Genomic DNA, 11,994 nt, shown 5'->3' with positions numbered 1-11,994 from the left:
CGCGAAAGGATCCACCCGATGTCATACACGATCCGACCCCTGGATGCCACGACGTGGGACGCATTCGCGGAGCTTGTCGAGCGCAACAACGGCATCTTCGGTGGATGCTGGTGCATTGGCTACCACCCGGAGTGCGGCCAGCGAGGGATCAGCTACCGCGCGGCCAAGGAGGACCGGGTCCGGACTGGCCGGGCTCATGCCGCGCTCGTCCTCGACGAGGACGGCACCGCGCAGGGGTGGTGCCAGTACGGCAGCCCCGAGGAACTACCGGGCATCAAGCACAGGCGCGAATACGACAAGGATGCACCGCCTCGCCCGGACTGGCGGATCACCTGCTTCTACGTCGACAAGAAACATCGCCGGCAAGGCATCGCCCGCGCGGCGCTGGAAGGCGCCCTCGACCACATCGCCCATGCCGGCGGCGGCCTCGTCGAGGCCATCTCCGAGGTGACCACCGGCCGTGAGGCGCCAGGCCGTTTCCTGTTCAGCGCGACCTTCGAACTGTTCGAGCAGTTCGGATTCACCCGCGGCCGGCAGGTTGGTAAGCACGCATGGGTCGTGAGCAGGGTGGTCGATGCGGTGTGAAGATCCGCTTCCGTGGCGCGATCGAAAACTCGTGATCATCACCGCCGCCGGCCGGCTACCATCCCCATTGATGGCGGAGTTCGTGCACATCACCACGGCGCAATCGGCTCGACGCATCGCGCGCTCGGGGATCGCCGCGCGCAGCCCCGGGCGGGCCGGCGGACAGGGCGTGTACTGCATGCCGGTGCTGCCGTCGTTCACTCTCACCTACCAATGGGTGCGCGAGCTGCGGCGTTGGCACTCGGGCGTGCTGGTCGCGGTGCAGCTGAGGCTGCCCGACGACGAGCCGGTCACCGTCGGGCGGTACTCTGCCCAACCGCGCCAGGCCACCGCCGCACAGGCGGTCGCGGGGGTGCGCGAGCTCGACGATCCGCGCGGCTACGAGGTGTTCGTGCCCCGCGCGATCGTCGCCGCCGAGGTGCGCCGGATCCGTGATGTTCCGCAGGGAGTCGGTTGGCGGTACCTGCCGGCAGCCCACGGCCGGCGGCCCTGCCCGTGTCCCGCCTGTCTGCCGCGCGGAGGGCACAAGGTGGCCAACCTGCGCCGCCGGTTTCCCCTACGACGAGCCGCCCAGGCCGAAGAGCGAGCTGATGACGCGGCTGCGGGCGGCGACCACCGCCGACGAGATCATCGACGTGCTCGGCGAACTGGGCCGCGGCCGGCGCGGCGGTGCCGAGGAGCTGGCGTACCTGGCCGATCATCCCGATCCGGACGTACGCGACACGCTCGAAGGCATCCTGCGGGCGTACCGCGGCCGCGAAGCGCGGCGACTCCGCGAGCGGTTGCAGCTCAGCGCGTCATCGGGGTCAGATCAGAACAGCTGCTGATCTCCGTGCGGCCCAGTCGGGCGCAGCCAACAGGTGGCCGGGCAGTGTGCTTTAGCGCCGCCATCGCCGGCTGACTCCGCCGCGGTTTGGTGGCGGCGTCGGCGGGAAGCTCACGGATTTACGACCACATGGAGAGGGATTTCTCGTGACATCGACGCGTCCCGGCGGGACGTTCACGCTGGGGGATCTGACGGTCGCCCGGATGGGGTACGGCGCGATGCAGTTGGCCGGCCCGCACGTCTTCGGCCCGCCGGCCGACCGCGACGCGGCCGTGGCCGTGCTGCGCGAGGCCGTCGAGCTGGGCATCAACCACATCGACACCGCCGACTTCTACGGCCCGTACGTCACCAACGAGATCATCAGGGAAGCTTTGCACCCATACCCGGACGATCTGCACATCGTGACGAAGGTCGGATCATTGCGTGACGCCGAGGGAAACTGGCCCCGGGCGCTCGCTCCCGAGCAGCTGCGCCAAGCCGTGCACGACAACCTGGACCACCTCGGGCTCGACGTGCTCGACGTCGTCAACCTGCGCGTCGGCGGGTTCGACCGGCCCACGCCCGGCTCCATCACCGAGCCGTTCACGGTCCTCGCGCAGCTGCAGCAGGAGGGCCTGATCAAGCATCTCGGTCTCAGCACCGTCAACTACGAACAGCTCGCCGAGGCACAGTCCATCGCGCCGGTCGTGTGCGTGCAGAACTACTACAACATCGCAAACCGGGACGACGACGACGTGATCGGCTCCCTAGCCGCGCAGGGCATCGCCTACGTGCCTTACTTCCCGCTCGGCGGCTTCTCCCCACTGCAGTCCGAGGAACTGAACGCTGTCGCCGCCCGCCTCGGCGCCACACCGATGGCCGTCGCGCTGGCTTGGCTGCTCAAGCGCTCCCCGAACATCCTGCTCATCCCCGGCACCTCATCCGTCGCGCACCTGCGCGAAAACGTCTCCGCTGCCGCGCTGGCCCTTCCCGAGGACGCGTCGACCGAACTCGACAGGATAGGTTGACACTCAGCGGCGCCACCGCGTTGATCTCGGTCAACGCCGCGCTGTGCGAGATCACCGCGAGCCAGCTGGCGATTTCCTTCGGCCAGCGCGGCAGCTCAGGCAGTAGCCGCACAGCGACGCGGACCCGAAACGAAGCCCCAGGGAGGCTCGCGGTGGCCAAGGCCGTGGCATCGTGGAGGCATGTGCCGGAACATTCGAGTGCTCCACAACTTTGAGCCACCTGCGACCGATGACGAGATCGAGGCGGCCGCCATCCAGTACGTGCGCAAGGTCAGCGGCGCGACGCGGCCGTCCGCGGCCAACGAGGAGGCGTTCGACGAGGCGGTCCGCGCTGTCACGGCGGCCACCCGGACCCTGCTGGACAGCCTCGTGACGAAGGCGCCTCCCCGCGACCGCGAGGTGGAGGCCGCGAAGGCCAAGGCGCGCGCGGCTGAACGGTACGGGGTTCGAGCGACGGCCTCGGGCTGACCGCCAGGGCGGGCGGATCAGGGTCAGCGTCAATCTGGTCCGGCCGCCATCGGTACAGCCAAGGCAGCCGAAGCCCGCGGACGACGCCGAAGATCGGGCCGTCCACCTGTCCACACTCCGGGCGCGGCCACCGCAGCACGCTGGCGGTGCGCCGGCATTTTGATGAGCCGCGAAGTGGGTGTTCGAGCAATGTCGCACCCCTGTGGTGGAGTGCTCGCCATGGGCGTGCTGTATGACTACTTCCGGGCAAAGGATGACGCTGCGGCTGTCCGAATGATGGAGGATCTCGGTGGCGGGCCGGCCGCCGTCAGCGGAGACGGCGCAGCTGTCGATGCGATTGACCTCAAGGGCATCGAGCCGGCAGTGACCCTCGGCAAGCTCGTGAGCTTCGTTCGAGGCGTCGACTGGGAGGTGAATCTGGTCGATCTCAACCTGCTGTGGAGCGCGGACGACCAGGAAGGACCGTGGCTGATGTCCCTCGACGGCGCCACGCGGGACGCCCTGGCCTCGATCAACGCCGGGCAAGTGCGTGAGTTGTCGGCGCGATGGGGCCGGATCGAAGAGCTGGCGTGGAGCGGCCCGTTGCCTGAGGACGAGATGTTGCCCGTCATCGAGGAGGTCGCCGCCCTTGCCCGGCGTGCGCGAGACGCGGGCGAGGACCTGTACTGCTGGTGCTGCCTGTGACTCGTGCTATCGAGCCGCTCGCCGCCTCATCGGAGGAGTCGCGGACGTAGTCGCTCTGGTCTCGCGCTGGCGAAGGGCGTTTCCAGCGGTCAGCCGGATCCAGGCACATTTGCGGGGGCGTCTCGAATTGCCAGTGCGGCCTGGACGAGCGCCGCGTGGGTCAGCGTCTGGGGGTAGTTGCCGAGGTGGGCGCCGGTCGCGGGGTCCAACTCCTCGGCGTAGAGGCCGAGTGGGCTGGCGTGGTGGAGCATGGTCTGGAACAGTTCCTCCGCCTCGAGGCGGCGTCCGGTACGGGCGAGGGCCTGAACGAGCCAGAATGAGCACGGCAGGAACGCGCCCTCGGTGCCGGGGAAGCCGTCACGCCCCGGCGGGTAGCGGTAGAGGAGCGGACCGCCGGCGGAGAGCCGGTCCCGAATGGCCTCGATGGTGCCCCGCACACGGGGCGAGTCGACGCTGTCCATGTCCAGCAGCGGCAGGACGAGCAGGGCCGCGTCGAGGTCCTGGGAGCCGTAGTTGCGGACATAGCTGCCCATCGTCGGGTCGAAGCCGTGCGTCCGGACCTCGGCGGCGACGGCATCTCGTGCCGTCTGCCAGCGTCGACGTTGGCGCTCTGGCAGCGGGTGGGTGTCGGCGATGCGCAGTGCCCGGTCCAGGGCGAGCCAGCCCATCAGCTTGGAATGCACGTGATGGGCGGGCGAGCGGACCTCCCAGATCCCGGCGTCGGGGTCCTGCCAGCACCGGGCGACGAGGTCGGCGAAGCCGCGCACCGCCCGCCACGTCTCCGGGTAGAGGAGGTGCCCGGCCTGCGCGAACGCCCAGGCGGCGTCGATCACCCAGCCGTAGCCGTCGAGTTGGTGTTGGCCGGCGGCACCGTTACCGACCCGCACCGGGGCGCTGCCGAGATAGCCGGGCCAGCCCGGTACTTCCCGTTCCGTCGGTACGTGGCGGCCATGAAGGGTGAGCAGTGCCGGCAGGCGTGGCCGCTGCAGTCGGCTGGCGTGCAGCAACCAGGCGAGGAAACCGTGAGCCTCCTCGGGCTTGCCGACGCTGAGGAACGCACTGACGCCGATGCTGGCGTCACGGGGCCAGACGTAGCGGTAGTCCCAGTTCCGTACCCCGCCGGGATCCTCGGGCAGTGACGTCGTGGGTGCGGCCACCGGGGCTTGCGAGGGCGAGTAGGTCAACAGCCGCAGGATCAGCAGGCTTCGTGCGACGTGTTCTCGGAAAGGCAGCGATTCGTCGATTTCGGCGGTCCAGGCCCGCCATCGGTTCTCGTCCTCGACGAGCAGTTCCCAGGCCGCTGCCGGCTCGACGTGGATCAGAGGTTCGCGGTGGGCCACGGCCAGCACGATCGTGACCGGACGGCCTGGCCCGACCGTGATCGACGCGGGCCGACCCGGTTCGATGGTGAGCCTGGGTGCACTGCCCAGCGAGACCGCCAGCGACCCCCACTCACACACCAGGGCTTGGCGCCGCTGGTGGACTCGTGGCCGGCGGTGCCGTACGCCGAGGCGGGGATCGAACTCGACGACGGCGTCGACCGTTTCCACCTCGGCCGACAGGCGCCGCACGATCAGTGTCGTGGGCAGCAGGTGGCCTCTGATCTCGGCCACCATGCCCTCGGTGAGGGTGAGGCGAGCGTTGCCGACCGCCCAGGTCGTCTCCAGGGTGGCGGTGTTCTGCCGGTAGCGCCGTTCGACGACCGCGGCCGGCCGGGCCGGCCCGACCCGGAACGTGCCCGCCTCCGGGCCCCCGACCAGCCGGCCGAACAGGGGCTCACCGTCGAAGCGGGGCACGCAGAGCCAGTCGAGTCGGCCGTCACTGGCGACGAGGGCGGCGGTGCGGGTGTCGCCCAGCAGGCCATAGTCGCTGATCGGCGCCGAGGGCGGAGGGCTCGTCACGTCAATCGGCCTTGAGGAGCAGTCCGAGGACGATGCCGAACATGACGTGGACGACAGCCGTGACCGCGGGAGTCTGGATGCCGTAGTTGAGAGCGAACAGCCCGGGTGGCTCCAGCACCGCGGTGCTGGCCAGGCCGGCCCGCTGCGAGGCCATGCGTGGGTGGACACCCGGAAGCAGCGGCAGGAGCACCGTCAGTGCGATCCCGACGTGGAGCAGCCCGAGCAGCGCGCCGATCCACCAGGTGGCGCGGTGCAACAGGGCGAACGTGGCCGCGTAGCCGAGGGCGAAGCCCTGGCCGGCACAGAGGTGGATGAAGAACCCGGCGACCCGGGCCCGGTCGGGATCCTCGGTGACGAGGGTCCCGAGCACCAGGGGAAGGTCGAGGCGAGTGAGGCCGGCGAGTTGAGCGGTGATCAGCGCCGCGGTGAGCGCCGTGGTGGCGACCAGCCCGAACAACGCCCATCCGGCCCAGTCCATCTCAGCAGGGGTCGACGCCGCGGGCGTTCCGCCCGACGAGCCTGCCGACGTGGGCGGCACCAGCGCTGGCGATGCCGGGTCGCCCGGCGTCGGTCATGGCGACGCCGGCACCGGTCGGCCGCGCAGATGGCCGGGTCTGAAGTGCCGAGCAGCGGCTGCGCGCCGCAGGCACCCGGCTCGGCGACGGCCTCGCAGTCATCGGTCCACCCTTCGGCTGGACAACGTGAAAGGTTCTACTGACTTGATCGGGACGCCCGCGTCGCCCGCAGCTGCGACTACAGTGGCCATTCCGGCTTTTCACCATAAGCCACCGCACCTGTGACACCGGCCCGCTTGCGGAGATACACCTGGGATGCGCAGCCGGGTCTGTCGACGGCTCAGGAGCAGAAGTCGGCGATGGTGCTGGTGAGGCCGAGCACGGCGGTCAGTTCGCGCTCGACGCGGTCGGGACTCTCGCCCGGGACGGTGCGGCGCTCCAGGGTGATGCGGCAGTGCGCCGGGTAGGTGGAGGCCTCCTCGCCGCCCTGGATGACGGAGGCGTGCACGGTGCCGGTGCCCAGGAGGGGGTGTGCCGGGCCCGCCATGAGGCGCTGGCCCAGTTCCTCCAGCGCGACCAGGAAGTGTCCGGCTTTGGCGATGGCGTCGATGCCGAATTCGGGCCGCGAACCGTGGGCGGCGCGGCCCTCGATCTCCACCTCGAACCAGACGAAGCCCTTGTGGGCGAGCGTGACTTCGAGCTGGCTCGGCTCAGTGACGATCGCCGCGTCGGCGGTGACGGACTCCAGCACCTCCTCGGTGCCGGAACTGCCGTGTTCTTCGTCGGCGACGCAGGGAGCATGACGTCACCGCGCAGTGGACCGCGGGCGGCGCGGGCCACGGCGACCATCATGGCCGCGAGGCCGCCCTTCATGTCGAAGGCGCCGCGGCCGAACATCTGGCCGTCGCGAATCTGCGGGTCGAACGGGTCGCCGTCGTAGTCGGCCGCGCCCACCGTGTCCAGATGGCCGTTGAGCATGAGTGACCGGCCGCCGCCGGTGCCGCGGGCGATCGCGACGAGCGAGGGCCGGCCGGGGCGCTTCTCGAGTCGATGCACCTCGAAGCCGCGAGCGTCCAGCCATGCGCCGCAGAAGTCGGCGATCTCGGTCTCGCCGGCGCCACCGGGGACGAGGTCAGGATTGACGGAGTTGATGGCGATCAGCCTGGCCAGCAGGCGGCCGGGATCATCATCCGGGTCCAGGGCATCGGGGGCTGCGGGAGTGGTGGGAGTCTCGAAGAGCATCGGGGACCTTCCATGGTCATCAGGTTCCGGACGGGCGCTCGGACCTGCAGGTCCGGAGGGAGGCGGAAAGCGTCCGGCGGCTCTTCCCGGACGAGCTGCGCACTGCTCGGGTCGTTGCCGGGGTGGCGGACGGTCAGCCTTGGTTGGCGAGGCGCAAGAGAGTGGTGGCCAGGACGTCGATGCCGTGGGTGCAGGCCTCGGGGGTGGAGTATTCCCGGGGGTTGTGGCTGATGCCGTCGTACTCGCCGCGGACGAAGATCATGGCGCTGGGGCAGAGCGCGGCGATCTCCTGGGCGTCGTGCCCGGCGCCGGAGAGCAGGGAGACGTGCGCCAGATCGTGGTCGTCGGCGGCCTGCGCGATGACCTTCTGCACCCCGTCGTCGAACGGGACGTAGGCGGTCCTGGCCATTCGCCGGGTGGTCCGCGACAGGCCCGGCTGGCTGCCCTCCAGGTCGTGCAGGAACGCGGCCAGGGCCTCCTCGGCGCGGGCCATCTGGGCGTCGTCGGGGTTGCGCAGGTCCACGGTCATCTCGGCGCGGGCCGGGACGATGTTGGTCAGGTCCGGGTGGACGATGAGATGGCCGACGGTGGCCCGCAGGTCGCCGTAGTCGCCGGAGTCGACCAGGGACCGCAGGTGGACGATGATCTGGGCAGCGGCGAGCCCGGCGTCGGCGCGCAGGTGGGTGGGGGTGGTGCCGGCGTGGGCGGCGCGACCGTGGATGGTGATCTCCTGCCAGGAGATGCCCTGGACGCCGGTGACGACGCCGATCTCGACGCCGTGCTCGGCGAGGACGGGGCCCTGTTCGATGTGGCATTCGACGTAGGCGTGCGGCGCGACGAGGCGTACCTCGACGGGGCCGTCGAAGCCCGTGCGGGCGAGCTCACCGCCGAGGGTGCGGCCGTCGCGGTCCGTCAGCGCGTGGGCGTACTCCACTGTCAGGCGACCGGCGGCGACGGCGCTGCCGAGCATGGCGGTGCCGAAGCGGACGCCCTCCTCCTCGGTGAAGATGCCGACCTCGATGGGGCGGCGGGTGGTGATGCCGCGTTCGTTGAGGATGCGGATGACTTCGATGCCGCCCAGGACGCCGAGACAGCCGTCGAAGGCGCCGGCGGTGGCGACGCTGTCGATGTGTGAGCCGGTCAGCACGGGGGCCGCGGTGGGGTCGGTGCCCTCGCGGCGGCCGTAGATGTTGCCCATCTGGTCGATGCGGACGGCCAAGCCGGCCTGTTCCATCCAGGCGATCACCTGGCGGCGGCCGGCCGCGTCGGCGTCGGTCAGGGCGAGGCGGTTGACGCCGCGCAGGCCGGTGCGCTCGTCGTGGTACGCGCCGATCTCGGCGAGGTCCATCAGCGACTGCCACAGGCGCTCGCCGTTGACGGTGATCTTGCTGGGGGTGAGGCTCGTCAAGGTCTGTCTCCCAGGAGCTGTCGGTGACGGTGGAGTTGGGGGGCGAGCGGGTCAGCCGGTCGCGGTCGCGGGCTGCGGATGATCAGTGATCGAGCGTGGAGTGCGGGTTGGCGGCCGGGCCCTCGGTGCTCAACAGCACGACCACCGAGGCCGAATCGAGTCCCAGTGCCGTTCGGCGTTCTCCGGCCCCCACGCCGGTGAGCACCGCACGTAGGCCGGCGAGCGCTGCCGCCCCGCAGGGGCCCGCGTAGACACCGAGAGCGGCGAGGTCAACGGCCGCGCGGGCGCTGTCGGCGTCGGGGATGGCGACGGCGGCGTCCAGCCCGCTGTGCAGGTAGGGCCAGGCGATGCTGGACGGGGTGCCGCAGTTGAGCCCGGCCATCGTGGTGTCGCCGGTGGTGACGCTGACCGGTGCGCCGTGGGTGAGGCTTTCCAGGACGCAGGCGGCGGCCGCCGGCTCCACCGACAACAGCGCGGGCGCCCGTCCGGACGGGCGGCTGCGGTAGTGGGTGATGACGGCCTGGGCCAGCGACCCGACGCCCACCGGTACCGCGACGAGGTCAGGCCCCGCGACGATTCCCTCGGCGGTCAGCTGCTCGTCGATCTCGACGCAGAGCGTGGAGTAGCCCTCGACAATCCAGCCCGGGATCTGCTCATAGCCCGGCCAGGCGGTGTCCTGGACCAGGACCGCCGCCGGCGCGGCAGCGGCCTCCGCCGCCAGGCGGACGGCCTCGTCGTACGGCCCGGCGACCTCGGTCACCTCCGCCTGCTCGGCGACGATGGCCGCCACCGCCTGCGGATGCACACCGTGCGGCACGAACGCGTGGGCGTGGTGTCCGAGCAGGCGCGCCGTGCGGGCCACCGCCCGGCCGTGGTTGCCATCGGTGGCGGTCACCAGGGTGACCGGTTCGTCACCGCTCACGGCCCGCGTGGAGAGTACGCGGTGAACCGCCCAGGACGAACCGAGCGCCTTGAACGCGGGCAGCCCCAGCCGGCACGACTCGTCCTTGACGAAGACGCGGCCCACCCCCAGCTCCGTTGCCAGCGGCGGGAGTTCGGTCAGCGGCGTGGGCGAGTAGTCGGGCAGGGTGGTGTGGAAGCTCCGCACCTCGGCAGGTGCGGGTGTGCACCTCCAGGCGCGGGCGCCGGGCCGCGCAAGCCACGGCATCAGCACGGGGGAGGAGACATTCTCGGTCACAGCTCCAGGGTGCGACGGACTCCTATGATCGGTCCAGCGAATGTTTCCGACCTATACTCATCGAGAAAACCGACCGTTTCGGGTTGCTGCGCGACGGCGAGGAGAGCGTCCATGTTCGACCTGCATCGCCTGCGCCTGCTGCGCGAACTCAAGCATCGCGGCACGCTGGCCGCGGTCGCCGCCGCCCTGTCCTACGCCCCCTCCTCCGTCTCCCAGCAGCTCTCCCAGTTGGAAGCAGAGGTCGGCGTCCGATTGCTGGAACCGGTCGGGCGGCGGGTGAAGCTGACCGAGCAAGCCGAGATCCTCGTCGCCCACACCGAAGCGGTTCTTGAACGCCTGGAGCGTGCGGAGTCGGAGATCGCCGCCTCCCTGACCGAGCTGACCGGGACACTGCGCATCGCCTCGTTCCAGACCGCCGCCCTGGCCCTGGTCCCGGCTGCGCTCGGCCTGCTGCGCGATCGACACCCGCACCTGCGCGTCCACGTCGCTCAGCTGGAACCCGAAAAGGCCCTACCCGCCCTGCAGGCCCGCGACTTCGACCTGGTCGTGGCCGAGGAATATCCCGGCAACCCCAACCTGCGCCCCGCCGAACTCGAACAGGAAGACCTGCTCGACGACCCCCTGCACCTCGCCCTGCCCGATGACGGCCCGGACACTCACGGCCCCATGGCGGCGCTGCGCTCACTCGCGGACCACCCCTGGGTGATGGAACCCGAAGGCACCACCGCGCGGCACTGGGCCGTGAACCTGTGCCGCAACGCCGGCTTCGAACCCGACGTACGGTTTGAAACCACCGACCTCCTGCTGCACCTTCGCCTCGTCGAGCAGGGGCATGCTGCCGCCTTCCTGCCCGACCTCGTCTGGAGCGGACAACGCCCAACGGTCACACTGCGACAACTCCCCCGGGATCAGCGCACCCGCCGGGTCTTCACCGTCGTACGCCGCGGCCGCAGCCGGCACCCCGCCGTCCAGGCGTGCCGGCGCGCCCTCCGCCAGGCGGTCACCCTCCGCCCGAGTCAGGCACCCGGGCGGCAGAGCTGACCGCTGTCCGCTCCCTTGGCAGCCACACCCCGGGGAGCGGGACGAGGCGAGGCTGCGGGTCCGGCTGCCGCCCGGGCAGGACCGGGTGTCAGCCGGTCCGCGTTGGCGTCGCCCCCGGCGTCCCCGACGCCGGGTTGCGGTCAGCCGCCGTCACGCAACAGGCGGCACGAGCTCGGGTGCGCCCCAGCCGTCAGGAACGGGCAGGCCGGCCTCCCGTCGGGCCATGGCGGCCGCGCCGACCTGTGCGGCCTGGGCACCGAAGGTGGAGCGCAGCACCGGGGGCGGGGTCCGCCAGGCGAGGGCCGCCCGGAGGGCGTCGCGTACCGGGTCGAAGAACAGCGCGCCCGCGTCGGCGAGCCCACCGCCGAGAACGATGCGGGCCGGGTCGAGGGTCAGGGTCAGGGTGGCCAGGGCCGTCCCCAGAGCCTGGGTCGCGTCGTCCCAGACGGCGCGGGCCACCCGATCGGTGGCCACCGCGTCGGCGATGCCCCGGCTGTCCAACCCCGAGGTTCCGCCGAGCCGGGCATAGCGGCGGGCCAGCCCGCCGGCGGAGGCGTACACCTCCAGGCATCCCCGCTGCCCGCAACTGCACGGCTCCCCGCCGGGGTAGACCGGCATGTGGCCGACCTCGCCGGCCGAGCCGGTCGCGCCCGGCACCGGCGCACCATGCACCACCACCGCCGCGGCGATGCCGGTGCCCAGCGGTAGCAGCAGGAAGTTGTCCAGCCCGCGGGCTGCTCCGGCCACCGCCTCAGCGACGCCGGCCGCCCGTGCGTCGTGCCCGACCGCCACCGGCAGTCCGAGGTCGTCCCCGATGAGGGCGCGTAGCGGCACATTGCGGAACCGGATGTTGGCGGCGTACCGCACCACCCCGTCGATCTCGTCGACGAGGCCCGGTGTGACCACGCCGATCGCGGCGGGTGTGGCGCCGAGGGCGAGCGCGTCGTCGCGCAGCTGGAGGCACAGGGACCGGACGGCCTTGACCGGGTCGTCGTCCGCCCGCGACGGCACGGTCAGCGAGTGCCGGAACTGGCCGTCCTCGCCGACCACGGCCCCCTTGATGGTCGTTCCACCGACGTCGACGGCGAGGACGCACTGGCCTTCGGGCTGCGTCACGCG

At 71.2% G+C, this 11,994-nt stretch carries 12 protein-coding genes and 1 pseudogene; 6 read left to right on the top strand and 7 right to left on the bottom strand.

All coding sequences use genetic code 11. The features are described 5' to 3' along the window. Window positions 1-18 precede the first annotated feature (18 nt). The 5 genes from ACFYM6_RS15220 to ACFYM6_RS15200 all read left to right on the top strand — a co-directional run bounded on the left by ACFYM6_RS15220 (window position 19) and on the right by ACFYM6_RS15200 (window position 3,570). Window positions 19-585, top strand: coding sequence for a GNAT family N-acetyltransferase (locus ACFYM6_RS15220; protein ID WP_387275760.1), 567 nt, complete (start codon window positions 19-21; stop codon window positions 583-585). Between the two features lie 590 nt (window positions 586-1,175). After that, window positions 1,176-1,412 (top strand): hypothetical protein, encoded by a 237-nt coding sequence (locus ACFYM6_RS15215; protein WP_387275758.1) that lies wholly within the window; start codon window positions 1,176-1,178, stop codon window positions 1,410-1,412. A 145-nt stretch (window positions 1,413-1,557) separates the two neighbouring features. Continuing rightward, window positions 1,558-2,418, top strand: coding sequence for an aldo/keto reductase family oxidoreductase (locus tag ACFYM6_RS15210; RefSeq protein WP_387275756.1), 861 nt, complete (start codon window positions 1,558-1,560; stop codon window positions 2,416-2,418). Window positions 2,419-2,598: 180 nt separating this feature from the next. Beyond that, on the top strand, window positions 2,599-2,886 hold the full coding sequence (locus ACFYM6_RS15205; protein WP_073838320.1) for a DUF2277 domain-containing protein: 288 nt from the start codon (window positions 2,599-2,601) through the stop codon (window positions 2,884-2,886). 219 nt (window positions 2,887-3,105) lie between these two features. After that, on the top strand, window positions 3,106-3,570 hold the full coding sequence (locus tag ACFYM6_RS15200; protein ID WP_387275754.1) for a hypothetical protein: 465 nt from the start codon (window positions 3,106-3,108) through the stop codon (window positions 3,568-3,570). Window positions 3,571-3,659: 89 nt separating this feature from the next. Here ACFYM6_RS15200 and ACFYM6_RS15195 read toward each other — a convergent pair whose 3' ends face one another. The 6 genes and pseudogenes from ACFYM6_RS15195 to ACFYM6_RS15170 form a co-directional block, all read right to left on the bottom strand. After that, a complete protein-coding gene (locus ACFYM6_RS15195) occupies window positions 3,660-5,471 on the bottom strand; it encodes a glycoside hydrolase family 15 protein (protein ID WP_387275752.1) in 1,812 nt (603 codons plus the stop codon). A 1-nt stretch (window position 5,472) separates the two neighbouring features. Next, window positions 5,473-5,949 carry a hypothetical protein gene (locus ACFYM6_RS15190; protein WP_387275750.1) on the bottom strand — a complete coding sequence of 159 codons (477 nt, stop codon included), beginning with the start codon at window positions 5,947-5,949 and terminating at the stop codon, window positions 5,473-5,475. A gap of 377 nt (window positions 5,950-6,326) precedes the next feature. Next, complete coding sequence (locus ACFYM6_RS15185) at window positions 6,327-6,737, bottom strand: peptidase dimerization domain-containing protein (RefSeq protein WP_387275748.1); 411 nt, start codon at window positions 6,735-6,737, stop codon at window positions 6,327-6,329. Window positions 6,738-6,796: 59 nt separating this feature from the next. After that, a pseudogene (locus ACFYM6_RS15180) lies at window positions 6,797-6,964 on the bottom strand (M20/M25/M40 family metallo-hydrolase); the annotation flags it as partial. Window positions 6,965-7,361: 397 nt separating this feature from the next. Beyond that, entirely contained in the window at window positions 7,362-8,636 is a 1,275-nt protein-coding gene (locus ACFYM6_RS15175) for a Zn-dependent hydrolase (RefSeq protein ID WP_387275746.1), read from the bottom strand. Window positions 8,637-8,718: 82 nt separating this feature from the next. Further along, a complete protein-coding gene (locus ACFYM6_RS15170; RefSeq protein ID WP_387275744.1) occupies window positions 8,719-9,834 on the bottom strand; it encodes a diaminopropionate ammonia-lyase in 1,116 nt (371 codons plus the stop codon). 111 nt (window positions 9,835-9,945) lie between these two features. Between ACFYM6_RS15170 and ACFYM6_RS15165 the strand changes: the two genes are divergently transcribed. Then, window positions 9,946-10,875: a LysR family transcriptional regulator gene (locus ACFYM6_RS15165; RefSeq protein WP_387275742.1), complete on the top strand. Its 930-nt coding sequence runs from the start codon at window positions 9,946-9,948 to the stop codon at window positions 10,873-10,875. Between the two features lie 150 nt (window positions 10,876-11,025). Here ACFYM6_RS15165 and ACFYM6_RS15160 read toward each other — a convergent pair whose 3' ends face one another. Continuing rightward, window positions 11,026-11,991, bottom strand: a complete 966-nt coding sequence (locus tag ACFYM6_RS15160; RefSeq protein WP_387275740.1) for an ROK family protein — start codon at window positions 11,989-11,991, stop codon at window positions 11,026-11,028. Between the last annotated feature and the right edge of the window lie 3 nt (window positions 11,992-11,994).

The sequence above is a fragment of the Micromonospora sp. NPDC006431 genome (assembly GCF_042870725.1).
Classification (GTDB): domain Bacteria; phylum Actinomycetota; class Actinomycetes; order Mycobacteriales; family Micromonosporaceae; genus Micromonospora.
This window is presented reverse-complemented; position numbering and strand designations above follow the sequence as displayed.

Coding starts and splice junctions, on each gene's coding strand:
- ACFYM6_RS15220 (WP_387275760.1), top strand. CDS start 19: ATGTCATACACGATCCGACCCCTGGATGCCACGACGTGGGACGCATTC.
- ACFYM6_RS15215 (WP_387275758.1), top strand. CDS start 1,176: ATGACGCGGCTGCGGGCGGCGACCACCGCCGACGAGATCATCGACGTG.
- ACFYM6_RS15205 (WP_073838320.1), top strand. CDS start 2,599: ATGTGCCGGAACATTCGAGTGCTCCACAACTTTGAGCCACCTGCGACC.
- ACFYM6_RS15200 (WP_387275754.1), top strand. CDS start 3,106: ATGGGCGTGCTGTATGACTACTTCCGGGCAAAGGATGACGCTGCGGCT.
- ACFYM6_RS15190 (WP_387275750.1), bottom strand. CDS start 5,949: ATGGACTGGGCCGGATGGGCGTTGTTCGGGCTGGTCGCCACCACGGCG.
- ACFYM6_RS15165 (WP_387275742.1), top strand. CDS start 9,946: ATGTTCGACCTGCATCGCCTGCGCCTGCTGCGCGAACTCAAGCATCGC.